We start from the raw sequence: 25813 nt of genomic DNA on the forward strand, positions 1-25813 counted from the left end.
CTTATACAAAAATAGCATTGACCTATAATATTTACCCATTTGTAATTATTTTCAATTTAGCTTCATCGTGTTCTTTGAAGGCATTGCTTTGAGTAAGATGATTTTCTAATGCTTCCATATCATTTGCTAGCAAAGTTGCAGTGAATTCTTGTGCTCTTTGTAACATTCTTATGTAGACTGCTGGATCATCGTTTCTTGTAAGTCTTCTTAATGCTCCCAAATAATCATCGCGATATACTGTAGGAATTATGATTCGTGTTTGGCTTGCTTTTACTAATTCGGCATTCATCATTACTCTTGCAATTCTACCGTTTCCGTCTAAAAATGGATGTATTTCACTTATCATAAACATTATGTAAGCTGCTTTGGCGAATGGTTCTTGTAATGCTTGGTAGTAATCAAATCCTTTTATTAAAGTACCTCTAACCAAAGTGTGTTCAACAAAATGTGTTTCTCCTGCCCGGTTGTTTTTGTCCTTGAATTGTCCTGGTTTTTTTGAGGTTCTGGCTGCCAATAGTATTTGATGTCTGTATTGCAATATATTTAGTAATTCGTTAGGATTTGAAGGTGTTGTGCACATTTCCTTTTGATTGCTTACTAATTTATAGGTTCCTAAAATGTCGTGTGAATCTTCGTCACGATTTGGAATTGGTGTTTCGGTTTGAATGATGCTTTTGGCTTCTTCGATTTCAAAAATAGTTCCTTCGATATAGTTAGAAAAATAAGCTTCAAAGAAAGCGAAGTTTCTAAAAGCATTGACGTCAATATTTACATCTTGTCTGTTTTTATAGGGTTGTTGCTGTAATTCTATAAATAATTTTTCAAATAATTCCAAGCGATGTTTATCGTAAGGATTTCCTAAAGCTCTGGCTACTGCTATTGGTGAAGTCAGTATTTTGGAAGGTTTTGTAGAAAGTAAAGCGCTTATCAGTTTGTTTAGCTTTTCAAACTCGGACTGCATCTTTAATTTCTCCGCTATATCTTTTGCTTTGTCTCTGAATTGGTTTAATCCTTCTTCCCCTTTTACCTGTACTATTTGTTCCAGTTTGTTTTCTATTTCAGGTAAGGTAATGGTTTTGGAAGTTGGTCCTACTTGACGTGAAGATTGTAAATTCTCTAAAAAAGCTCTTTCTTGCTGCGATACAAATAATTCGCCCGAAAACGGATTGTCACCTTCAATTGCCGGCATTCCTTCCATAAAACGTATGGTTATTCCCGGCAGTTCAATTTTCTTGGTATAGGTATAGGTTACAAATATTTGATTTGCCTTAGTTGGTTTGAATTCTATTGCAGATCGATGACTTAATACTGCTCCGGGGTACAGTTTTCCTAAAATAGTAAAGATATTTCTTCGAATAATTGTTCCCTCCGATTCGTTAAAATTTGAAGTATAAATACGGGGTGCAATTTTTTTTATTTGTCCTTCCTCTTCCAGTTTACCTAATTGCCTGTTTAAAGCACTATCACTTGTTGCAAAAATGATTTCTTGAAGGTGAATAGGGATGTTGTTTTCCATTATAATTGCTTTTTAAACTCAAAATTAGCTACTATTTTCCATTAAAAAGTAATTTTACGCAAAAAATTTCCATTATAAATGAATTGGTAATTGATTTGAATTTCCACTAAAAATAACTTTCCCTAGAAAACCAAGCCTTATTTTCCAATAAATATCTATTTTACGCAAAAATTTTCCAGTAATTGGAGTTAGTTGTTTTTTAAAGCTATGGCAAAAGGAAATTCAGAGAGTGATGGAATGTTTTGTAATTGCGAAATGATTTTGCAAATTGCTGGAGAGACTGCTTGCATACATTATAAAGAGAAACGAACAAATGGTTCTACATTGTAGCGTTTTGCTACTAACAAACATACCTTGTTACTAATTTTTTCGGTAGTTTGTTTTAGGTATTTTACAATCGTTTTGGATGAATATAAATTTTCTAATTTTTTTATATCCTCTTCAAAAGTATCTGGAGTAGTAGCATACAAAGCCCTTGGAATAATAATATCCTTATCTCTTGAGAGACTCAATTTATCATAATCCATATCCCAAAATAAATGTTTGGGAAAAATTGTCGCTATGTTTATTGATCGCTTTACTTTTAAAATTATTGAATTGGAGACTATAAGTGGTAAACTAGAACAAATTTCAATACTTTGATTTTAATGGCTAATGCATTTATCCTCAAAATTGCTATTCAATTTAAGCCGTTTTTTATTTTAATTTTTCAAAAGGAGGTCACAGGTTCGAATCCCTATAGCCCTCAAGTATCTGTATTTTATAGCTTTATTACTCCCCACTTAAAAGTAGTGGGTCAAATTTTTTACAAAAAAGGTTTTTTAAAAAAGGAAAATATAGGTGTACCATTTTTAGTAGCCACTAAAATGGTTACTAAATTTGCTAGGATTGCTATGATACTTTCTACATTCATATTGTAAATATACTAAATAAAATTTTACAACTTCTTCTTTCTGGAATAGTGACGTAAAACTTCGACCGCCTGCTTAAAAGGCAGGTGTTCTTTATGCTATAGCTTGTTTGATTAAACTCATAATGTACTCTAAATTTTCCGTATCTTTTACAGTTACTTCATAATCTCCATTCCCATTATGTCCAGTTGTTGAAACATCTCGCATCAAATTTTTAGGATCATCTAATTGGCTTTTTTTCAAATTTATCCAAATTTTTAATGATTTGGCTTGTAATTCTATATCAACAACATTTTTATTGACTTTAAAGGCTATATACCATTTTTTAGGAACAATTTCAAAATCAGGTTTTAAGTTTAGAATTCCTTGTTTGAAACTTTCATACAATTCAATAATTTCTTCTGATCTTCTATTTAGATGGTCTTCTTCTGTATAAACTTTGATTTCATCGGTTACCGATTTCATCACACTGTTTTGTTGCGTTAGCGGTTTTATACTTTCGGCTGATTTAGTTTTCTTAATAGGATTGATGCTAATTAAATCATTCTCATATCTTTTAATTTCCCACAATTCTATAGCAATATCTTTGAAATTAGTTGCTAATCTTTGGTTTTCAGTAAAACTAGGAGATACGAAAACAACTCGTGTTTGTGACCAATCTACTGAAGTACTGTGAATTGCTTTTTGCAAAGTTTCGTTATATGTCAGAACAAAATCGGCTTTGTTTTCCAGCATTAAACTTAAATACGTAAAACCTTGATCTACTACACTTACATTTTTATCCCGTTTGTATTCAATAATAACAAAAGCTTTCGATTGTGGGTCATAGCCCAAAGTATCAATACGTTTCCCTTTTATTACAAACTCTGAATTCACCATTTCTAAACCCATTAATTCCAAGAGGTTCTTTTCAAATAAGGTTTGAATTTCTTTTTCTAGTTTAAAAGGTTTTTCTTTTAATATACTGAGACTATTGGTGTTTTTAAATTGGTATAAATTCACAACTAATTATTATTTAATATTTTTTTTGAAGCTTACAGCCTATGTCGCATCATTTCATAGAATGGGAAAAGTAATTTAAAAACTTTTAGCGTTTCATTAGGTAATTTTACTTCCGACATCTCATCATCAGTAATTTGATAGTCTCTTCCAATAATGAAATATTTTTGAATGTCATCTTTTTTACAGAAGTTATGTAAATCTTCAGCTGAACTGAAATTATGACAAAACTCTTTGTTGCTACCTACTGAAATAAAATATTCATTAGGTAATGAATTTAGCATTTGATAGAAATTATTTCTATATTCTTTATTTCGCATACTTGTTTTAAAGAAATCACGGTCAAAAATTCCTCCTTCATTTTCTTTAGCGAACAATAAATAGAGTCCTATGTTATTAAAATCGATTTTCAATTGTAATCGAGCATGATGTATAAATGTATGCTTGGCTTTTTGGTCAGCACCAACTTCTTTTTGATACTGTTTTATTTCATCACCACTTTTACCATAACTCAGCCACATAGCATTAATAGGTCTCGGCTTAGTAGGATCCATTTGTCTTATCATTGAAATTAAATGATCTGGCATTGGGTTAGGATGTAAAATGCCAATGCCATAATCCTTGAACAATGGAAAAATAGTGTCGTGTAATTCAATACATCTGTTCTTTGCTAATTCTCGTTCAGCAATAGCTTCTTTACTATCAGAATAATGCAGTTCTTTCTTAAAAGCTAAGTGATGCTCTTTTTTGAAGTATCTATCCGAAAAATCAATTGCATCTAATGGACTAGTAATAGATACTGGTTTTTTTAGTTTAAAGCTTTTTCTTTTTTTCTTAAGTTCTTTCTCAAATTCTTCTAACGAATTAAACTGCTCCTCATAAGCTAAGATATTTTCTTCCGTTAAAGGATAGGAGTCTTTATATAATGCATTAAACCACTTAAGGATAGATAAACAATCTTCTTGGTAAGTTGTTTTGTAGTTTAATTCAACATTATCCTCAAATCCACCATCTGTTAAATTGGATGAACCCACGAAAGCAGTATAATTATTATTAACGTTGAACAAATATACTTTTGGATGGAAATTATATTCTGTTTTATAGATAGCAGCATTAAATAAATCATTTTTGAGTTGTGACTGCATATTCCGTAATACTTTTGGGTTTGTGGGTAAATCTATACCTACAAGATAGTTTTGCTTGCAATTATCGGTAATACTTTCTTGAATGAAAGCTAATGTACTTTCTTTTACTAAAGCAACTGCAAACCAAATTTCATTAGCTTTAACTAATAATTCTTCAAAATCTGATTTTAAATTTGTAACAATCATTTTAAGCTAGTTTTACTTTATATTTATAGTCTAAGGATTTGGAATTTTACTTTTAATAAATTCAAACATTGGTCTGAAAATCTCGAAAGCATCATTATTTAAACCAGGAACAATGTTTTTTGCAAAATTTACTTTATCACCGACAAACCTATGAGGATTACCAGGTATCGATGTATCCTCTATAAAATTAGTAGCATCAACATAATCAAAAAACAAATGTTCAATAGTCATAACTGAACGATCATTATAGCACTGGTATGTGGTTGGATTTATCACTTGCTTTTTTATACCATTTTCTGGAACTGGTAACATCATAGCGTAAACCTCTTTTCCTACCAATTGTTTCACTGTGCCCTCACCGAGATTATTTATAAAAAATTCATCACTAAAACCATTGAAAGTATTGAATGCCTTATCAAAATCAAATAACCCAAATATTGGTAACCCATTCATATCATTTTGAATATCCTGATCACGCATAATTTGAGCAACTGATTTATGACCAAAACAATAAAAAGGGATAAATGGTATCTCCTCGTCAGAGAACAATCGATTATACGCTTCCTTTAAAATCAAAGGGTCTGTTTTACCTTCTGTAAAAAGAAGAGGTTTGTTTTCTATTTGTATTGTATTAATGATACTTAACAATTGTTCCTGTTCATGCAGCTTTATAATATTCTTACTCAATTTATTAACTGCAATCTTTTTTGGAATTTTATTTGAAACCAATCCTTTTGTTTCATGTAATTCAAAGTAATTCACTTTGTCTTTTATGAATTTTATAAGTGTAATAGCACTATGGCTACTAATCAATAAATGATTACTTTCACTTGAAGCAGAAGAAATATTAGTTAATTGATCAAAAAATGTGAACTGCCATTCCGGATGTAAAAAGGCATCTGGCTCATCTAATAGGGAAATACAGTTATGCTCTTTAAAAATTTCGGTTATGGATAAAATATAAACAGATTGAAATTGACCGTCGCTAAACTGACCAAGACTAATTTTCTTGCCGGAACTTAATGTAACTTCAATGTCAATCTCTTTTAATAAACCAATAGTTTTAAGGTTATCCAGTGTGATGAATACCTCAAAAATAGACTTGGCAGCAAACTTATTTTTGAAATCTTCAAACGAACGGTATAATATGTACTCTTCAGAATCTTCCTTTTCTATTCTTCCTTCATCTCTAACAGGAGTATTTTCTATTTTATTTACATCCCAAATTTCGTTCAGAATACCTCTAAAATAACCTTGTGCTCCCCAAAATCTTGCATCAGGGTCAAATTCATCAAAAGTAGAATCTTTTGATGCAAAAAAAGGTTTTTCAAAAACTAACTTAATTTCAGACCCAACAGAATCAATGCTTAACTTTTGTTTAATAATCTGTTTTAAATGTAGATCATCTGATTGTAATAATGTGGTGGCTAACAATATGGTTTTGTATTCTTTACCAATACCAAAGAACAATCTTGCATCATCACTATTAAAATTTTCATTATTTCGATTACGATTTAACCTATCACGATGTGTTTCGTTGAAATCCTCAATAAAATTTCCAATCGTATCGTTATGACCTGAGTAATAAATCAACAAATTTGAAGGTAATAAATTAGGTGCAATAGGCGCAGGAACTTTCTCATTATTGTCTAGCTTATTTTGCCATTTTGGGTCATCCCAATGTAACTCGATAGTTTTTCCTCCAATTTCATAATGAAGCTTATAATTAAATCCTATTGGGTAATTGTTATTATAAAGGTGTTTGAATATTTCTAAAAAAGCCTCAAACAAATTAGATTTCCCTGTACCATTTTTACCAACAAAAACATCTATAAGACTTGTGCCATCAAAATCTAATTTGAAATCTTTTAGGTTTTTGTATTCGCCTACAATGTGTAAATGTTTTAATCTCATTATACTATACTTGTGCTAAAACTGCATTTAGGAGTTGTGATTGTTTTTTTGAAGATTGATCAATATTTTTTTCTAACATATCGCATAATTTAAATAATTCATCAACTTTATTTGAAATTACTTTTTGAACTTCATAAGGAGGAACAGGAATAGGTATTGAAATCCATTTTTGTTTATTAATAATTGGAGTTGCCGAACCACTAGAATTTGATAATACTTGATTTTGAAAATAGGAGGATTGTAATACGGCGAATAAATATTTCAAATCAATATTAGAATAAGGCGTAATGGTATTGATTTGTTGATTACAAGCTACATCACGATCATTAATTGCAAGTTTACCAATACTGCCACCTATACAAACCATCATAATAGAATCACGAGATATTAGCCTTGCTTTTTCAAGTCCTAATTCGGAAAGTGATAAATTAGTATAATTTATTACTTGTTTTTTTATATCACCTGGCCCTATAAAAGGTATATAATCTCCGTAGTATTCTGAATTTTTAGTTGCTGGTGTCGTTCCTGTTTGTGTTAAACCAAGATCATTTAATGCTAACCATTTCCATCCTTTTGGTAATAAAAATGGATATTCTTTTTCATTAATCTTAAATTTGATACTTGAAATTATATCTATTTCAGTATTATTTACTACTTTATTTTTTAAATTTTCAGATATAAGTTTTCCTTTTATTGCTAGGTTTAAAATTGCATCTTTTAAAACCGTGACATTTTCTTTTACTGTATATAAACTATCAAATTGATTAACAATAAAACTCCAAGCATTATTAAAAGAAATTCCATCATTAGCTTTGATAAGATTGTTAATAGCTGCTGAATTAATTTGAAGTTGTAATTTGTTTTTTTGGTTTCTTTTTGCTTCCAACTTATCACATAAAAGCATGAGTTGGTCTATTTTTTCTACTATTCTTTTTTGTTCCTCAAGTGGTGGAAGAGGAAAGGGATAATTTCTTAGAAAGCCTAATGAAACGAAACTCTGAACAGCGCCACTAGCTTGAGACTTAATTATGTTTTGGGCATATATTAAATAATAAAGTATAAAATAAACATTGTATTTTTTTTTTTATTGAAATATTTTATAAGTGCTACATTCTTTATTGAAAAATCAACATCTGTATCAACTAGTACAGGATTACCAATACTTCCTATCATTGCAAATAAAATATCTTCTTTATCAACTTTTGATCTTTCACTTATTTTATAATGATCTAGTTCTGATATATGCTTAACATTATCAAAAGTTAGTTTACCTGAATATAAATTTTTACTCGTAATTAAAGGAAATCCAGAATCAACATATTTTGGGGTATCATGCGTACCATCTCTAACATCTAAAAAAGTATTTAATTTTACCCATTTCCAATTTTCGGGAATAGAAAAAGGTATTTCATTATTTGTTAATTTAGATAAAGGACTTTGCTTTTTAATTAGCTTATTATTAATTAGTTTTTCTTTTTCTTTTTCGATTTCTTCTAAAAGTTCATGAGCAGGTTGCTCCTTTAAATTTTGAGGAACTAATTTTCCTTGCATTGCTAATTTTAATATTAGTTCACGCAATCTGGTAATGCCATCAGGAGTTTCTAATGCAATTTCAAAATGTTTTTCTAGTAATTTCATTTTCAATTATTTCCTAATGCTGACATTAATTCTTTTTTCAATAAATCTCTTGTAGCAATAAGTTCTTTGCGTATGATCTCATAGTCCTGCATTAATATGTCGGGATCAGTATGGATTATATCCACACTGTGAGGATTTTTGAAATCTAAATTGTACTTTTTATCTTCTATTTCTTTTAATGAAACTTTCCAAGCATATTCATTTTGTTTACGATTATTCCACCATTTTTTTTCTAAATCAAATTCTTCAATTCGTAAAGGCTTACTTCTTGAATAGGATTTGTAACCTTCAGGGTAGGGATGATCAAAGAACCAAACGTGTTTTGTTGGCTCACCCTTATCAAAAAATAAAATATTAGTGCTAATTCCAGTATAAGGGCTAAAAACACCTTTTGGTAAACGAACGATAGTATGAAGATTGAATTCTTTTAAAAGTTCGCGTTTTAAATTTGTTTTTACACCTTCACCAAATAAAAACCCATCAGGTAAAACTACACCAGCTCTTCCAGTATCAGCTCTTAACAAATGCATGATTAAAGCCATAAATAGATCGGCTGTTTCTCGGGTTTGATATTTTTTCGGAAAGTTTTTTTCAATACCATCTTCCTCGATACCTCCAAATGGTGGATTGGTAATAATCACATCCATCCGGTCTTTTGGGCCGTAATCTTTAAGTGGCTTGCTCAACGTATTATCATGTCTGATATTGCTTGGTACATCTATACCATGCAACATCATATTGGTCATGGCTAACATGTGAGGCAGGGGTTTTTTTTCTATACCGTGGATATTGTCTTGTAACTTTTCGATATCTTTTGGAGTTTTGAATAACTTCTTCTTATGTTCAATAACATTTACCAAAAAACCACCAGTTCCACATGCAGGGTCAAAAACTCTTTCTCCTAATTGTGGGTTTAAAATATCAACCATGAATTGAGTTACAGCACGAGGTGTATAGTATTCACCTGCATTACCTGCTGATTGTAAATCTTATAATATTTTTTCATAAATATCGTTAAATACATGTCGGTCATTGGATGAATTAAAATCCACATCGCCTTGAATAGTATTGATTACCTGACGTAATAGCGTTCCCGATTTCATGTAGTTATAAGCATCTTCAAAAACACTTCCAACAATTTTTCCATGAGGAGAAACTCCGGCAGTAGTTGAAAGTTTTTTAAGAGAAGGAAATAAATCATTGTTAACAAAATCAATTAATTCTTCTCCAGTCATTCCTTCATCATTAGCAGCCCAATTAGACCATTTGAAACGACTTTGTAGTGGCGATTTGTAATTGTCAATAATTATTTCCCATTCTTTTTCCTTATCGTCAAATATTTTCAGGAAAAGTAACCAAACCATTTGGCTAATACGTTGTGCGTCTCCATCGACACCAACGTCTTTTCGCATTATATCTTGAATGGTTTTTATTAATGTACTTAATGACATATTTAGGATTTATTATTTAAGATGAATATATTGCTTGTTCTAATTCTTTTACTGCTTCTTCGTATTGTACTTTACCACCAAAGATTTTAATAATTTCGATTGGAGTACCATAATCGGTAAAGGGTTGAATGGTTAAGATTTTGGTTTCTTCTATAGGTTCAACGCCTTCATCAGCATATTTATCTAGTAACGCATTAATTACTTTTTGGGCTTGTTCACCGTATTTAGTAAAGTAATTTCTTTTTTTGACTTGTTCTGCACGCTCTTTTCTTGATAATGGAGGTTTGTCCCAAGCCACATGACAAATGATATCAAAAGGGTCGAGGTCTTTTCCAATTTCTTCCGCTAGCGCCTCAAAGAAAACACCTTCGTTCGCTAATTCGTCGATAATTATTTTCTTTTTATCAGCATCTGACCACTTAGTTAAAAAATCGTCTAATGAGGTGAATTCTTTTTCAAGTGCTTTTTTTGTGTAATCTTTTAATGATTCTGTAATTAGTTTGCCATTTGCATCAAAATATTGTACTCTTTCAGCAATTACTGAAACAGGCACATTGGCAACATAGAATTTTTTAATTATTGATGTATCACCACCATCGCCACCAGTATTTCCATTACCACCATTATCTGGAGGAGTATTAGTTCCGCCGTCAATTTCATCAGGAGGTACAGGAGAACCACCCGGTTTTGGGTCGTAGATAACAACTGGTTCTCCATCAAAATCTGGATCAGCAAATAATTCGGTTGCTTTTTTGAAGTCCATAATGGTAAAGAAGAATTTGTTGTAATCTTCATTTATTCTTGTACCACGACCTATAATTTGTTTGAACTCGGTCATAGATTGAATTCGCTGGTCAAGTACAATTAATTTACAAGTTTGAGCATCAACACCAGTAGGCATTAGTTTTGAAGTAGTTGCAATAACAGGAAATTTAGATTCAGGAAAGATAAAATTATCCAATTCCATTTTTCCTTCTTCATTATCCCCAGTAATTCTAACAACATATTTATTATTTGTTGATGTAATATCACTATTTTCATTAACCAAAGCCTGTCTCATTCGTTCGGCATGGTCAATGTTATCACAAAAAACAATAGTTTTATCGTAACGATTGGTTTGTTTTAAAAAATCAGATATTTTTTTAGCAACTAATTGGGTTCGTTTATCGAGTACTAACGATTTATCAAAATCCTTTTGATTGTAAATTCTATCATCTATAAGATTACCATATTTGTCGGTCATATCTTTATCAGGACGCCAACCCGTAACATCTTTATCTAAATCAATTCTAACTACCTTATATGGCGCCAAAAAACCGTCATCAATACCTTGTCTTAATGAATAAGTATAAATTGGTTTACCAAAATAATCTGTATTCGATACTTCTTGAGTTTCTTTTGGTGTAGCTGTTAATCCAATTTGGGTTGCATCTGAGAAGTATTCTAAAATTCTCCTCCAATTAGAATCATCAGCTGCACTGCCTCGATGGCACTCGTCTATAACTATTAAATCAAAGAATTCAGGAGAAAACTGTTTATAAACATTTTGTTCTTCTTCAGTACCAGTTACCGCTTGATATAATGACAAATAAATTTCATACGATTTATTTGCTTGTCTTTTGGATATTTTTGTCATTGCGGAGCCAAAAGGCTTGAAATCATTAGTCATTGTTTGGTCAACTAAAATATTTCTATCTGCAAGAAATAGAATTCTTTTTTTAGTTTTTGACTTCCATAATCTCCAAATGATTTGAAAAGCAGTATATGTTTTTCCTGTACCGGTTGCCATTACTAAAAGGATCCTATTATCTCCTCTTGCAACAGCTTCAATAGTTTTATTAATTGCTAATAACTGGTAATATCTTGGAATTTTATTACTTCCATCACTATAATAATCTTCTGTGATTATAGCTTCTTGAACTGGTGTGATTTCTCTGTGTTCGCACCACATCTTCCATAAAGCTTCAGGTGATGGGAATTCTTCTAATGAAATTTCTGTTTCAATTTTACCATCTTTAGCTATGCTGTTATGAAATAAAAAACCATCACCATTAGAACTAAATACAAAAGGGACATTAATCATGTTGCCATAAGCAAGCCCTTGTTGCATTCCATCACTAACCGTATGATTATTATCTTTTGCTTCAACAATAGCAATTGGGATACCTGGTTTATAAAACAGAGCATAATCAGCACGCTTGTTTTTTGCACGTGTATGTAATTGACCACGAACTATAATACGCCCATTAGTCAACGGAAATTCTTCCCTGATTTGTATATGTAGATCCCAACCAGAATTTATTAATGCAGGAGTAATATATTTTGAACAAATATCACGTTCTGATAATTTCTTTTTATTCATACTAGCATGCTTTAAGCTAATAAAATATGTTTTACGTACAATGTACAAACATAGTGAAAAGCAATTTGAAGTAAAAGGCAACTTATTAACATAGGGTAAGGAGGGTAAGCAAATTTGAGATAAAAGATTTTTAGTTTTTTCGATGTTTAAACTTTTGGATTTTTTCGATGAAAACAAAGTAAATTGAAACGGTTTGTGTTTTGATTTGCCTTGTTTTGGGCTGATGTTTCCTGTTTTTTATTTTTGAAAAAAAAGTTTAAAAGTTTCAGCGTTTTTTGGTTACCCTGCTTACCCTGTGAAATTGGTGTTATTGAGTGTGATTTGGTGTTGTGTGATTTGGGTTATAGATTGTGCTAACAATGACTTTTTTATTGAATTTGAAATTACAGTTTTCTAATTTTCTTTTTTGCTTGATCAAAAAAGAAACAAAAAAATCAAGTCTTGGGATTTTCAGCGGTCAATTTCAATCTCATACCCTAAAAGAAAAGAACTCGTCCCGAAAGCTTTTCGGGACTCAAACAGCTTTTCTTTTTACGGATATTTCGATTGATTGACGCTCGCTTCCAAATCCCTAGGACATTCTAAAACGGATTGATTTTTATTTTCATTATCAACGTCTTCGTAGGTGTTTTCGGTAACGGCATAAACGAATATTCCGTTCTTTTTGAGGCGGAGGAAATTGTGTTTTTTCAAGGCTTTACCGAGTTTGTTGATGGTGCCGTCATTGAGGTTTAATTTTGTTCGTTCGGCTAGGAATGCAGCGATTTGTGAGGCATTGAGGAAAAGTTTTGCTTTTTCTCTTTCCACTGGTTCAAACCAGGTTAACAATAATTCTTCTTCGGGGCTTCGGAGTTGGTATTGTTCGTTACTTTCGGTGATGGCTTTGATTTCCTCTTGGTCGAACCAAAATCTAAAATCGCTTTTGAAAAGGTATAAAGCTTGGGAAAAAACCAAATTGATATCCACTTGGTGTTGGTACTGGATATTTTCAACTTCAAAACACAAAAAACGGCGACTTCCGGTACTGTCGTTTAAGAACTGGGCTGTGTTTACACTTCCTGCAAACGATGCCCGTCTGGGCATTGTTTCGTTGTTGTGACCGTAGGCTCTTCGCATTCGGATTTGGGTTTTGGTGATGATTTCTTTGAGTGATCCAATTTCGGAACGGTTTAGGTTTTCGAGTTCGTCCAAGTTGATTAACATACATTCTGCCAGTTGAACTAACGTATCTTTGTTGTTGGGGTTGATGGTTCCAGAAAATAAATACTCTTTCAATTGTTTGGGAACGAGTTTTTCTACCCAAGTTGTTTTTCCTAGTCCTTGTTTACCACTAAATACAATTACGGTGTGATTTATGACTTTATCATCCAATACACAACCGACCATTGCGACTAGCCATTTCTTGAAACATTGCTGCCAAAGGTCTTGTTTTGTAGTTGTGATTGTATTGGCTAATTCCGTTATGTAATCGGTCTTTTCGTCATAAGAAGGCAAATTGAAAAAGTAATCTTCAAAAGGATTGTACAGCTCACAAAAGTCGGAATACAGCAAGTTTCTTAAGGATGATAAATTGGTTTTGATTCTTCCTTTTAGACATTCACGAAGCATTGAGTTTTCAATAAAATCATTCATCACGTTCCATTTCTTTTTGCCAAAATATTGGAACTCTAATTTCCCCGAAACGATGTTATGACGAAAGACATATCGGGTTGATAGGAACAATTCTAAACGGTCTATTTGGGTTGGTTTAGGTCTGTCTTCGTCGTCCTCGTCTGCGACGCTATCGGCTGTGGGCTTTGAGCGGTCGGTATTTTTAGTTGTTCGTTGGTGGTTGTTCGTTGTTGGAGTTTTTGGATTGTTAGTAAATTGATCTTTACCGAATTCGTTATTATTGTAGGCACTTTTTACGGATTGGGTTACTTCGTTTTCGTCGTAGCCGAAATCGGTTAGGATGTAGTATAAAGCTTCCTGCATTGGCATTCCTTTTCGGTTTAGGTTGCAGGCCAGTTGGTGGACGAAGTTGTTTCGAATACCATTCGCGAATTGTACTTTTTTTTCGGTGAATTTTATGCAGTGCTCATAAATCAGCCGTTACACGAGATTTAGGCATTAGGCTGAATTTAAAAATGGTTTTGTACTTGGAAAATTTGTGTTTAACTGAAAAACCTCGCATCTTTAATCCCAAACCTCGTGTGCCCAAAACGTTACAAGCAATTGTGGCACAAAGTGGTTAAATGTAATAGATTATGTAATCAAAGATTTCCAAAACGAAAATATTGGCAAGTATTTCTATAATAGCTTTGTTAATTTCAAATTGCAGTAGAAAAACTGATTTAGAAAACCAAATTACTATAACAATAAATTCAGTAGACAGCGAAACCAAACAGCGTAGAATTAATACGTTTGATACCATTGAAGTTAGAAAAGAAGTTGGTATAGGATTCTTCACGAGACGAATTCCAAAAGTTGCTGAATATGTTACAGATTCTATGGGGTCGGTTAAAATTAAAATTGATAGTGCATGTGGGTATAGATTTATGCTTAATAAAAGAGGTTTCTATGGTTCAGAAAGTTTTGCGGAACCTTTCACTAAAGAAAAGTTAAAAGACGACCAAGAGATAAACATAGAGGCTATCTCGCTTGAAAAAAGATAAATTCCTTGATAAAAACAACTGCTGGTAACCGCCGTTACAAGCGATTTGCGAATTTAGTGGAATTTATGTTTTTTTAATCGTATTTTCGTTAAATTTAAGATCAATAGGTATCGAGCTTTTAGTTTAGCCAAGCAATATAGATTAGGCTTAATACTTAAAAATGCAGACTAAAATTAAAACTATGAAAGATTCCAATATATTAGATATACCTAAACTACATTTTGAAATTGAGGCAAAATCAAAAGAAATCGGTTTTACTATGCCTTCGGATTTGTATATTGGGACATTATTAAAGACATTAATTACTTCCAAACCAAAATCAAAAATATTAGAACTTGGAACAGGAATTGGTCTGTCGCTTTCTTGGATGATTGACGGATTGGATTCGGATTCTAAATTAGTTACTATTGACAATGATCCAAAATTAACTGCTATAGCTCAAAATTATTTTGGAACTGACGAAAGAGTCGAAATTATTTGTGCAGATGGGAGTGAATGGATTAAAAACTACAACAATGAAAAATTTGATTTAATCTTTGCTGACGCTTGGCCTGGGAAATACAGTGAAATAAACGAAACTCTTAAATTGTTAAAAGTAGGAGGCTTTTATATTATTGATGATATGTTGCCACAACCAAATTGGCTTGCAGGACACCTAGAAAATGTTAATAAACTAATCGAATATTTGGAAAACAGAGAAGATTTACAATTAACAAAAATGAACTGGTCAACTGGAATAATAATTGCCACAAAAAAGTTCGACATATGAGCCGTTTGAAAAGATTCCAGTTTCAAGCTTAATGAAAAGATGTTTTTGTATTTAGATGTCTATAAATACCGACATTATTTTACCCAAAGAATAGGCTTAATTTAATCCCAAACCCGATGCTATTGCTAAAGGCTGCTACTTAATTGATCTTAAACTGTTCCCAACAATTTTGCGTAATTTTAGACCCTAAAAAGCAAAAGACGTTATGGATTTATTTTCAGCCGAATCATCAGAAACCACTAATTTATTGCCTTACGATGGTACGGTTATCGATTACGGGGTTATTTTTCCTAAAGAAGCCGCAGATGAGTATTACCAAAAATTATTCAACGAAATTGAATGGAAAAATGATGAGGCGATTATTTTTGGGAAATTGATTGTGACCAAACGAAAAGTAGCTTGGTATGGGAGCGTTCCTTTTGAATACCGTTATTCCAACACTACCAAAATAGCCTTGCCATGGACACCCGAATTGCTGGCTCTTAAAGAAATCACCGAAAAACAAACAGGCGAAACGTATAATTCGTGTTTGCTCAATTTATACCACAGTGGCGAAGAGGGAATGGCTTGGCACAGCGATGCCGAAACGGATTTGAAGAAAAATGGCGCTATTGCGTCGTTGAGTTTTGGAGCAACTCGAAAGTTTGCTTTTAAGCATAAAACGACCAAAGCAAAAGTAGAGGTAATTTTAAGTCACGGCAGTCTTTTAGTGATGAAAGATACCACTCAAACCTTTTGGCTACACCGTTTGCCTCCCACAAAAAAGGTTCTAAAACCCCGAATAAACTTGACTTTTAGAACCATTATAGAACAAGAAACCAAATAAACCGCAAAAGCTAGTTGAGTATGAAACGCTGAATGACTTCGGCTACGCCATTATCATTGTTAGAAGCGACAATAACATCGGCTAAATCGCGAAGTTCGGGCGTTACATTGTCTACCCAAACGCCCAATCCGGCATACTGAATCATCGAAACGTCGTTACCGGCATTTCCAACAGCTATAATTTCGCTAGGAAGAATGTTTAATTTTTCGGCCAATAATTTTAAACTAGCTCCTTTGTCAATTCCGGTTTGCGCCACTTCTAAAAAGAATGGTTTTGACATGCAAACGCTTAAATGTGGCATGGCTGCTTGCAAATCGGCTTCTATTTTTTTCAAATAAGAAGGCTCTTCTAATAAAATACATTTTACTGCTGCCGAAGTAATATGTGCTTTAAAATTAGGTACTTTATTATGAGGCAATCCCGTAATTACTTTTTCAACTTCGATATATTCCGAATCGGTTTCGCTGATGATTTCGTTGTTTAAATACGTGATTATGTGTGTTTTGTTTTTAAAACTATAATCGTACAAGGCATGAATTTGCTCTTGCGTTAACATTTGTTCAAAAAGTATCGAATTGTCTTTTAAATTGGTTATTACGGCTCCGTTAAACGAAATCATATAATTATCCAATTGATCCAATCCGAGTTCTTTGGCATAAGCCAACATGGCAGGAGTAGGGCGACCCGATGCTAAAATAATATGCACTCCTTTTTCTTTGGCCTTAAAAAGCATTTCTTTATTAAGATCCGAAATTTTATGATCATCGGTTAATAACGTATCGTCCATATCCAAGACTAACATTTTGTATGGCATAATTTTAATTTTTAAGATTCAACGTCCTCATCGCTTGTTTCCTCGTCTTCTTCTTCCTCGTCAAATTCAAAAAAATACGGTTCAATCATTATTTTGTCGGCCAAAATTTCAATTCGTTCGGTTGTGTTTTCTGTAAAAAAGAGGCGTTGTGTTTTGGCAATACTATTTGAAATTCGCATGATAGCCGAATCGTGACGTTGTTTTAAAAGCAAATCCGCATCATCAACGATAAACATTTTTAGCCGGTTGACATTGTAACCCGCCGTACTCAACATGGCATTTAATTTAACGGGCGTTCCAATTAAAACATCTATTCCGGTTGAAATGTAATTTTTATCGTAATCAGTATCGCCTTTTTCGTGTATGCCATAAATTTCGAGTGATGTACCCTTTGCATACAATTCGAACAAAGCTTCCATTTCTAAAACTTTTTCTTTGGTTTCCACAAAAATTAAGGCACGTGGCGATTCTTCGGTTTCTCGTGATAATTGCTGAATGACATTGAGTACCAAAGTGGTGGTTTTTCCGCTTCCTGCTGGTGCGCTAATGATGCAATCGGCACCGCTTTTAATAGCCGAAAAAGTTTCCTGCTGCAAGTCGTTGGCTTCGGTTAAACCATTGGCTACTAAATTTTGTTGCAGTATTTCGTTGATTTTTTTTAGTTTCATTTTGTTTTATTTATCCTATTTTGAGGCGAACATTTTAACATCTGCTTCCGAAATTTCGCTACCACCTAAAATAATCAAGCGTTCCACCACATTTCGAAGTTCTCGAATATTACCCGTCCAATCGTATTCTTGAAGTAATTTCAAAGCTTTTTCTGAAAATCGTTTTACGGCAGTACCGTGTTCACTGGCAATTTTTTCCGAAAAATGTTTCACCAAAGCCGGAATATCCGTTCTCCGTTCATTTAAAGGCGGCACTTTAATTAAAATTACGGCCAAACGATGGTACAAATCTTCTCGAAAGCGACCTTCGGCAATTTCGGTTTTTAAATCTTTGTTGGTAGCCGCTACAACGCGCACATCAACCTTAATATCTTTATCGGCACCCACTCGGGTAATCATATTTTCCTGCAAAGCACGCAATACCTTAGCTTGAGCCGAAAGACTCATATCGCCAATTTCGTCTAAAAAAATAGTGCCTTTATCTGCTGCTTCAAACTTACCGGCACGGTCTTTAATCGCCGAAGTAAAAGCACCTTTTACATGTCCAAAAAGCTCACTTTCAATCAATTCACTCGGAATGGCAGCACAGTTTACTTCAATTAAAGGATAAGCCGATCTTTCGCTTTTTTCGTGAAGTTGATGTGCAACTAATTCTTTTCCAGTTCCGTTTGGGCCTGTAATGAGCACGCGAGCATCGGTAGGAGCGACTTTATCAATCATCAATTTTATGTGATTAATAGGTTCGCTTTCGCCAATCATTTCGTAGTTTTTACTAACTTTTTTCTTCAGAATTTTATTTTCGACTACCAATTGCTTTTTATCCAACGCATTGCGAACGGTATTTAAAAGTCGGTTTAAATCGGGTGGTTTCGAGATGTAATCAAAAGCGCCCAAACGCATGGTTTGAATGGCAGTTTCCATATCGCCGTGTCCGGAAATCATCACCATCGGAATTTCGGGTTTTATTTTTTTAACAGCTTCTAAAACTTCAACCCCGTCCATTTTGGGCATTTTGATGTCGCATAAAACCAAATCGTAGTCGTTATTTTTGATTTTTTCCAAACCTGCCAAACCATCTTCGGCTTCTTCCACTTCGTAGGCTTCGTTTTCTTCGGATAAAATTTTAGCAAGTACACGACGAATAGCGGCTTCGTCTTCAATTATTAATATTTTGCTCATAGTGTATAAATTAATCGTTTCGTTTGTTTAAAACGAAATCTTTTGGTGTGGATACCAAATGCAAATCCAATTGCGGAAAGGCGATGGAAATGGCATTGGCCTCAAAAAGTTCGTAAATTTTAAAACGAACTTCACTTTGTATTCCGGGTGCGTTTAACCCGTTTGGCACGTAAAAATGAATGGCGAAGGTAAGCGAGGAATCGGCAAAATCATCGAAGGTCACATTAATACGTTCGGTTTTTAAAACGCGGTCAACCGATTCGGCTGCTTCCATTAACAGTTTTTCTACCAATTTGACATCGCTGCCGTAGGCAACACCCACGGTGACTTTCTCACGATTACTCGATTTATTTTGTGTCCAGTTAAAAAGCGGATCTTCCATGAACTTATGATTCGGAATAATCATCACGCGGTCGTTTCGGGTAATCATTACGGTGGTACGCAGTTTAATTTCTTTTACTTCTCCCACATGATCGTTTATTTCAATAACATCGCCTACATGTAAGGATTTGTCTAAAATGATTAATATTCCGGAAATAATATCTTGAAAAAAGGTTTGTAAAGCAAAACCCAATCCCACAAAAATCGCGGCCGATGCAGTAAGGAATACGCCAACATTCACACCGACTTCCTTCAATAAAAAGACAATAACAAAGAGGTAAACCACATATTTGAAAACTTGATAAACGCTGTCAAAACGTTTCATTTCATTTTCACTGAGTTTTTTTCTGAAAAAACTTTGTACTGCTTTTAAGATAAATTGGGTGACCAAAACAGCAATGACAACCAAAATAATATCCAATAAGGAAATTTTAATGTTTTCGCCATTAATAAAATTATGCGATATAAATTTAACTATATCCTTCCACATAGATTTTTAGTATTTAAGCCATTTATACAATTCTTTCCAAGATGGTTTTTTACCATACATTAAAATGCCGACTCTATAAATTTTAGCTGCAAACCAAACTACAGCCAAAAAGGTGGCGAATAGTAAAGTTACAGAAATTAGAATTTGCCACAAAGGAACTCCAAACGGAATTCGCATTAACATAACAATGGGCGAGGTGAGGGGTATTATGGAGAAAACCGTTGCAATTGTTCCATGCGGATCGTTAATGACCGTAAAAAAGCCAATATACACGCTTAAAACTAACGGCATGATGATGGGTAATAAAAATTGTTGCGAGTCGGTTTGGTTGTCTACTGCCGCACCAATGGCTGCATAAAAGGAACTATACAAAAAGTAACCGCCAATAAAATAGACTACAAAACCAATTAAAATGCTGGCAATAGGTAAATTCCATAATTCGTTCAAATACATTTGGGCTGTGCCAGCTAGTTCGTGCTGTGCCGAGGCAAGAACTTCGGGAGGAAGTTTTGTGCTTGGGTTGATTTGTACCCCAAAAAATGCCGAAGCCGCTAAGAGCAATCCAAATCCAATTACAGACCAAATGATGAATTGTAATAATCCGGCTAGTGAAGTACCGATTATTTTTCCCATCATTAGTTGAAACGGTTTTACCGAAGAAATAATAATTTCGATAATTCGGTTGGTTTTTTCTTCAATAACACTACGCATCACCATGTTACCATAAATGATAATGAACATCATAATCAAATAACCAAAGGCTCCACCAATACCAATTTTAATCTCATTTAAGCCTTTTAAGCTGGCTTCTCCTGAGGCTTTTGTCAAATTGATGCTTACCTTACTTTGCGCCTTTTTAATGGCTAAAGTGTCCAAATGTGCTTCCTCAAAATTGTGTTTGGTAATTTCTTTGGCAATGGTGCGTTGGGTGTTTTCGATAAAGGAAATACTGGGACTACTATTTGAAATAAAAGTTACTTCGTGTTCAATATCTTTAAACGAATTGGTTTTAGGAATGACCAAAATGCCTTCAAAATTTTCTTTAGTAAGGCTGTCTTTTAAAGCGGCAACCGAAAAAACGGATGCATCTACGTATCGAAATTCATTTTTGGCCGAATTTTGTTTGGTGAAAGAAGGTGCAAATAAACCCATTTCATCGTGAACAGCAATGCGTTTGGTGTCGGCTTTCATGGAACTCAAATAGCCAATAAACCCCATTACGAGTACAAACAGTAACGGACTCAAAAAAGTCATTACAATAAAGGATTTGTTACGTACTTTGGAAAGAAATTCTCTTTTTATAATTAAGGAAACTATGCTCATTTGGTGTGTCTTAAAGCTAAATTAAGGAGGGTTCTTTTTTTAAAATTGATTGGGCGTTATGTTGTGGGTATCGGTTACCGTTTGTATGAAAATATCGTTTACACTCGGAATTTTTTCTACAAAATGGGTTACTTGTCCACGTTGGGTTAAAACCTGTAACAAGTCATTCGGACTAGCATTTCCGATTTGAATTTCTAACTTTAAGTCGTCATTTAACGATTTAAACTGAGCGGGAGCCACCGTAAAATGTTGGGTTATATCGTAAATCAAACCTTCTACATTCGAAGATAAAATACCTACTTCAAACGTATTGGTTCGGTATTGTCTTTTAACGTCGTTTAATTTTCCTTCAATTAATTTATTCGATTTATGAATCAAAGCAATATGGTCACACAATTCTTCTACACTTTCCATTCGGTGTGTCGAAAAAATAATAGTCGATCCTTTTTCTTTTAAAGCCAAAATTTCATCTTTAATAATATTGGCATTCACCGGATCAAATCCAGAAAAAGGTTCATCAAAAATCAAAAGTTTAGGTTGGTGTAACACGCAAACTACAAACTGAATTTTTTGCGCCATTCCTTTGGATAATTCTTGGATTTTTTTGTTCCACCATCCTTGAATGTTTAGGCGTTCAAACCAATAGTCCAGTTGTTTTTTTGCTTCGGATTTGCTAAGTCCTTTCATTTGAGCTAAATACAAACATTGTTCGCCTACTTTCATCGAGCTATACAAGCCCCGCTCTTCGGGCAAATAACCAATAGTTTGAATGTGTTTGGGTTGTAAGGGTTCGCCATCTAAAATAACACTTCCGCTATCGGGCATTGTAATTTGATTGATGATTCGGATTAGCGAGGTTTTTCCGGCTCCATTCGGACCAAGTAGTCCGTAAATACTGCCTTTTGGAACATTTAATGAAACTTCGTTCAGCGCAACATATTGGCCGTATTTTTTAACGACTTGATGTACTTCGAGTAAGTTGCTCATATTATTTTGGAATTATTTTATCCTTTTTAAAGGATTGTAAAAGTAAAGAATTCGGGGCATATTGGTTGGAATTCGGACTCAAACTTTCATTTTAAAAACAAAACCATCCTAAATTAACTTTAGAATGGCTTTTATCTTGATTTTGATTTTGAAAAAAATTAAGAAAACATGTCTTTTACTTTTTCAAAAAAGGATTTATCCGATTTTTCGGGATTTGGGTTGAAATGCTCATCGTTTAAAGCATTTTCAAAGAATTGTTTTTGTTCTTTGTTAAGTGTTTTTGGTGTCCAAACGTTTACATGAACTAACAAATCACCACTACCATAACCGTTGATGCTTGGAATTCCTTTTCCTTTTAATCGTAAAATTTTACCCGACTGAATTCCTTCTTCTAATTTAATACGCACTTTACCGTTTATGGCTTCAATATCTTTTGAAACACCTAAAACAGCTTCAGGGAAACTCACATACAAATCATAATGTAAATTTTCGCCTTCGCGTTTTAAAAATTCGTGTTCTAATTCTTCAATAGCCACAATTAAATCACCCGGAATGCTATTACCTGGCGCATCATTTCCTTTGTTAGAAACTTTTAATTGCATGCCATCAACCACACCTGCTGGTATTTTGATAGACACGGTTTCGTCTTCTAAAACCATTCCTTGGCTATCTGCTTCAGACGGTTTTTTATCTAAAATTTGACCCGATCCACCGCAAGAAGGGCAGGTAGAAGCCGATTGCATGCGGCCTAAAATAGTATTGGTAACGCGCATTACTTGCCCCTGACCGTTACAAGTTGTACAGGTTTTGTACGTAACGCCTTTGGCTTGTACTTTGCGTTTTACTTTAACTTTTTTCTCTACTCCATTGGCAATTTCTTCCAAAGTTAATTTTACTTTAATACGAAGATTGCTTCCTTTGGCACGACGAGGACCACCGCCTCCGCCACCAAATCCACCAAATCCGCCACCAAAAATGTCGCCAAATTGGCTGAAAATGTCATCCATATTCATGCCACCATGTCCGCCAAATCCGCCAGAACCATCAAACGCTTGGTGTCCGTATTGGTCGTATTTTGCTTTCTTTTGTGGGTCACTTAAAACTTCGTAAGCCTCTGCCGCTAATTTGAAGTTTTCTTCTGCCTCTTTGTCTCCTGGATTTTTGTCAGGATGGTATTTTAAGGCACATTTTCGATATGCCTTTTTAATTTCGGCAGCATCAGCATTTTTGGAAAGGCCTAATATTTCGTAAAAATCTTTTTTCATAATTAATTAAATTGCTTTGCCTGTTCGATAACACTTTTTTAGGATTTTAAAAATCCAAAAGGTGTTGGTTTAGAACTTGTAATTTGAAATTTTTAGTTCCCAATAACTACTTTAGGAAAACGAATAATTTTATCTCCTAATTTGTATCCTTTTTCAATTACATCTACAATTTTTCCTTTTAAATCTTCAGATGGCGCAGGAATTTGGGTAATAGCTTCGGCAAAATCGGCATTAAAAGGATCACCAGCTCTTACTTCAACTTGCTCTAATCCTTTAGAAACTAAGGTGCTTTTTAATTTTTCATAAATTAAAACCACTCCTTTAACTAAGTTCTCATCTTCTGATTTGGTAATTTCGATAAGTCCTCTGTCAAAATCATCTAAAACAGGCAACATAGACTGTAAAACATCTTGGTTAGCTGTTTTAAACAAATCGATACGCTCTTTAGAGGTTCTTTTTTTGTAATTTTCAAATTCGGCAAATAAGCGCAAAAATTTATCTTTTTCTTTGGCTAAATCTTGAGTTAATTGCTCTTCAACACTTAATTCTTCTCCAATTATTTGTTCACCGTTAGCATTATTCTCAATCGTTGCATCATCTAATTCTTGATCGATTTCTGTATTTTCCGTACTCATATCAGCTTTATTTTTAAATATATTTTTAAATTTCATTTTATTTCTTTTCGTTGGATTGCAAAAGTACTGCCAAAAAATTTAAAATGTCAAATTGTCATTATGATTTAGCAGAAATAGTATATTCTTTTTTTAAAAGCTTTATAATCAGAATATTTAAAAAAAATTAGGATAATTTTAAGAGTTTTATACCAAACTTTAAATATATTTGAAACCGTATAAAGCAAATCATAATTTACCTGTTTAGATTTGATTTTTTAGTAAGTTTCATAGCCTTACTATAATTATTAATTCAATTTGTTATACAAAAAAAGCCGTCTTAAAAATTTAAGACGGCTTTTTTTAATGGTTTAAACCAATGTTTTTATAGTTTAAATCCGTATGCAAGTCGCAAGGCCACTTGGTTGGTATCAAAGTTAGGTACATCTTCGTAACGCACGCTCACATCAATAAATTTGGTGGCATATCCAATTCCAGGTGCCCATAAAAAACTAGTGTCATTATAACCATTGGTTACAGCAAATGCAGCACCTACTTCGCCTAACAAATAAAAGCGGTCTTCCCAAATAAACGCTTTAAAACCAGCTTTAGCAGGAATAAATCCAAGGTCTTTTACTTCTTCCATATTGTCTTTTACTTCCGAGTAATTAAACAAATTGGTAAAACCTGTTGTTAACGTTAAAGAAGTTTTTTTGGATAAATCGTATTGTAAACGAACATCGCCACCTAAAGCCCAATCGTATTTGCTGTTAGTCGGAATACCACCGTTTAAACCAACGCCCAAACGAAAGCCTTGATCATAATTTCTAATTTCACTTGTTGATTGTGCTTGAAGGCTAGCGACAAAAAATAATGCCATTATTGCTGCCGTTGCAGCTTTGATTTTTCTTGTAAATTTCATTTTCTTATATTTTAGTTAATACTATGATGTAAATGTAAACGCATGATTTTGCTGCATTCTTATAGAATACTTCTTAAAATTTACATAATATTGGCCTAAAGAAAATGCAATAAAAAAATCACTTCTGTAAAGTGCTTGGTAACGAATGAGTTGGGTTTTGGGAGTTATATTTTAAAACTATAGGCTACTCGAAATAGAATTTGATGGCTGCTAAATCGAGATAAATTTTCGTATTTCAAATTCAAATCGATGCCTCTTTTGGTAATGTATCCCACCGATGGCGCCCATAAAAATCCCGAACCATTATACCCTCTGGTTGTCGAAACGCCCATTCCGACTTCGCCTTGAAGATATGTTTTTCCTGTGGTAATAAAAGTTTTAAAACCCGTCTTTAAAGGTATATAGCCCAAATCTTTAGCATCTCCATCAAAAGCATAATGGTAGCCAAAATTAATGGTAATGGCATTTTTTTTATTGAAATAGTACAGCAAACCTCCTTCGGCTCCCATCAGATAATTGAAGTTTTTATTGGTGGAAATTCCGATTTGCCCACTATATTCAAAACGAAAATGGGGTTCAAACTTTTTTAATTCGCCTTCATTTTCTAAAAAAGTGGCTTTTTGCGCCCATAGCAGTGGACTACAACCGAGGCCAATCAAGAGATAAAAAAGATTTTTTTGGTAATTTTTAAGCATCAATGTTAATTTAGGTTAGTTAGTAAGGTTGTTGATATTGAAAAATTAAAAATACTATATAAATTCATTTCTGCAAATACATTTAAGTGCTTCTAAGTATCTTTGCT

24 protein-coding genes and 2 pseudogenes are annotated in these 25813 nt (G+C 33.4%); 4 read left to right on the plus strand and 22 right to left on the minus strand.

The genetic code is table 11. The features are described from left to right. Positions 1–31: 31 nt before the first annotated feature. Both I5M07_RS09975 and I5M07_RS09980 read right to left on the minus strand, forming a co-directional pair. Entirely contained in the window at positions 32–1516 is a 1485-nt protein-coding gene (locus I5M07_RS09975; protein ID WP_200106291.1) for a Fic family protein, read from the minus strand. A gap of 293 nt (positions 1517–1809) precedes the next feature. After that, positions 1810–2151 carry a DUF6922 domain-containing protein gene (locus I5M07_RS09980; RefSeq protein ID WP_394369052.1) on the minus strand — a complete coding sequence of 114 codons (342 nt, stop codon included), beginning with the start codon at positions 2149–2151 and terminating at the stop codon, positions 1810–1812. A gap of 12 nt (positions 2152–2163) precedes the next feature. On the opposite strand from I5M07_RS09980, the gene I5M07_RS09985 reads away from it, so the two are divergent. Further along, entirely contained in the window at positions 2164–2436 is a 273-nt protein-coding gene (locus tag I5M07_RS09985) for a hypothetical protein (RefSeq protein WP_200106293.1), read from the plus strand. A gap of 84 nt (positions 2437–2520) precedes the next feature. Here I5M07_RS09985 and I5M07_RS09990 read toward each other — a convergent pair whose 3' ends face one another. From I5M07_RS09990 to I5M07_RS10025, 10 genes and pseudogenes are all read right to left on the minus strand, one after another. Then, complete coding sequence (locus I5M07_RS09990; RefSeq protein WP_200106294.1) at positions 2521–3429, minus strand: DUF5655 domain-containing protein; 909 nt, start codon at positions 3427–3429, stop codon at positions 2521–2523. Positions 3430–3461: 32 nt separating this feature from the next. Further along, positions 3462–4757, minus strand: coding sequence for a phospholipase D-like domain-containing protein (locus tag I5M07_RS09995; RefSeq protein WP_200106295.1), 1296 nt, complete (start codon positions 4755–4757; stop codon positions 3462–3464). 30 nt (positions 4758–4787) lie between these two features. Continuing rightward, complete coding sequence (locus I5M07_RS10000) at positions 4788–6671, minus strand: AAA family ATPase (protein ID WP_200106296.1); 1884 nt, start codon at positions 6669–6671, stop codon at positions 4788–4790. Positions 6672–6675: 4 nt separating this feature from the next. Next, positions 6676–7575 carry a restriction endonuclease subunit S gene (locus I5M07_RS10005; RefSeq protein ID WP_200106297.1) on the minus strand — a complete coding sequence of 300 codons (900 nt, stop codon included), beginning with the start codon at positions 7573–7575 and terminating at the stop codon, positions 6676–6678. An 18-nt stretch (positions 7576–7593) separates the two neighbouring features. Then, positions 7594–7731: pseudogene (locus I5M07_RS16110) on the minus strand (restriction endonuclease subunit S); the annotation flags it as partial. After that, positions 7716–8309, minus strand: coding sequence for a restriction endonuclease subunit S domain-containing protein (locus I5M07_RS10010; RefSeq protein WP_200106298.1), 594 nt, complete (start codon positions 8307–8309; stop codon positions 7716–7718). The gene I5M07_RS10010 and the pseudogene I5M07_RS16110, both read right to left, overlap by 16 nt. A gap of 2 nt (positions 8310–8311) precedes the next feature. Beyond that, positions 8312–9277: pseudogene (locus I5M07_RS15995) on the minus strand (HsdM family class I SAM-dependent methyltransferase); the annotation flags it as partial. 21 nt (positions 9278–9298) lie between these two features. Further along, positions 9299–9760, minus strand: a complete 462-nt coding sequence (locus I5M07_RS16000; RefSeq protein WP_233622018.1) for a type I restriction-modification system subunit M N-terminal domain-containing protein — start codon at positions 9758–9760, stop codon at positions 9299–9301. Positions 9761–9776: 16 nt separating this feature from the next. After that, the gene (gene hsdR / locus I5M07_RS10020) at positions 9777–12122 is read right to left on the minus strand and encodes an EcoAI/FtnUII family type I restriction enzme subunit R (protein WP_200106299.1); all 2346 of its coding nucleotides are present in this window, start codon (positions 12120–12122) and stop codon (positions 9777–9779) included. A 531-nt stretch (positions 12123–12653) separates the two neighbouring features. After that, positions 12654–14096, minus strand: a complete 1443-nt coding sequence (locus I5M07_RS10025; protein WP_233622019.1) for a VapE domain-containing protein — start codon at positions 14094–14096, stop codon at positions 12654–12656. 302 nt (positions 14097–14398) lie between these two features. Here I5M07_RS10025 and I5M07_RS10030 point away from each other — a divergent pair, with 302 nt between their 5' ends. The 3 genes from I5M07_RS10030 to I5M07_RS10040 all read left to right on the plus strand — a co-directional run bounded on the left by I5M07_RS10030 (position 14399) and on the right by I5M07_RS10040 (position 16371). After that, positions 14399–14776 (plus strand): hypothetical protein, encoded by a 378-nt coding sequence (locus tag I5M07_RS10030; RefSeq protein ID WP_200106300.1) that lies wholly within the window; start codon positions 14399–14401, stop codon positions 14774–14776. 181 nt (positions 14777–14957) lie between these two features. Further along, complete coding sequence (locus tag I5M07_RS10035) at positions 14958–15545, plus strand: O-methyltransferase (protein WP_233622020.1); 588 nt, start codon at positions 14958–14960, stop codon at positions 15543–15545. 205 nt (positions 15546–15750) lie between these two features. After that, on the plus strand, positions 15751–16371 hold the full coding sequence (locus tag I5M07_RS10040; RefSeq protein WP_200106302.1) for an alpha-ketoglutarate-dependent dioxygenase AlkB family protein: 621 nt from the start codon (positions 15751–15753) through the stop codon (positions 16369–16371). A gap of 10 nt (positions 16372–16381) precedes the next feature. On the opposite strand, the gene I5M07_RS10045 is transcribed toward I5M07_RS10040, so the two are convergent. The 10 genes from I5M07_RS10045 to I5M07_RS10090 form a co-directional block, all read right to left on the minus strand. Next, positions 16382–17185, minus strand: a complete 804-nt coding sequence (locus tag I5M07_RS10045; protein WP_200106303.1) for a Cof-type HAD-IIB family hydrolase — start codon at positions 17183–17185, stop codon at positions 16382–16384. An 11-nt stretch (positions 17186–17196) separates the two neighbouring features. Continuing rightward, on the minus strand, positions 17197–17853 hold the full coding sequence (locus tag I5M07_RS10050) for a DEAD/DEAH box helicase (protein ID WP_200106304.1): 657 nt from the start codon (positions 17851–17853) through the stop codon (positions 17197–17199). Positions 17854–17868: 15 nt separating this feature from the next. After that, positions 17869–19032: a sigma-54-dependent transcriptional regulator gene (locus I5M07_RS10055; RefSeq protein WP_200106305.1), complete on the minus strand. Its 1164-nt coding sequence runs from the start codon at positions 19030–19032 to the stop codon at positions 17869–17871. Between the two features lie 10 nt (positions 19033–19042). Continuing rightward, the gene (locus tag I5M07_RS10060) at positions 19043–19903 is read right to left on the minus strand and encodes a mechanosensitive ion channel family protein (RefSeq protein ID WP_200106306.1); all 861 of its coding nucleotides are present in this window, start codon (positions 19901–19903) and stop codon (positions 19043–19045) included. Positions 19904–19909: 6 nt separating this feature from the next. Next, the gene (locus tag I5M07_RS10065; protein WP_200106307.1) at positions 19910–21226 is read right to left on the minus strand and encodes an ABC transporter permease; all 1317 of its coding nucleotides are present in this window, start codon (positions 21224–21226) and stop codon (positions 19910–19912) included. Between the two features lie 39 nt (positions 21227–21265). After that, a complete protein-coding gene (locus tag I5M07_RS10070; RefSeq protein WP_200106308.1) occupies positions 21266–22213 on the minus strand; it encodes an ABC transporter ATP-binding protein in 948 nt (315 codons plus the stop codon). Between the two features lie 158 nt (positions 22214–22371). Beyond that, positions 22372–23478: a molecular chaperone DnaJ gene (gene dnaJ / locus I5M07_RS10075; protein ID WP_200106309.1), complete on the minus strand. Its 1107-nt coding sequence runs from the start codon at positions 23476–23478 to the stop codon at positions 22372–22374. 92 nt (positions 23479–23570) lie between these two features. Beyond that, a complete protein-coding gene (locus tag I5M07_RS10080) occupies positions 23571–24149 on the minus strand; it encodes a nucleotide exchange factor GrpE (RefSeq protein ID WP_200106310.1) in 579 nt (192 codons plus the stop codon). A gap of 325 nt (positions 24150–24474) precedes the next feature. Beyond that, a complete protein-coding gene (locus I5M07_RS10085) occupies positions 24475–25011 on the minus strand; it encodes an outer membrane beta-barrel protein (RefSeq protein ID WP_200106311.1) in 537 nt (178 codons plus the stop codon). 164 nt (positions 25012–25175) lie between these two features. Next, positions 25176–25706, minus strand: coding sequence for a hypothetical protein (locus tag I5M07_RS10090; protein WP_200106312.1), 531 nt, complete (start codon positions 25704–25706; stop codon positions 25176–25178). Positions 25707–25813 lie beyond the last annotated feature (107 nt).

The sequence above is a fragment of the Flavobacterium agrisoli genome, assembly GCF_016522065.1.
GTDB classification, from domain to species: domain Bacteria; phylum Bacteroidota; class Bacteroidia; order Flavobacteriales; family Flavobacteriaceae; genus Flavobacterium; species Flavobacterium agrisoli.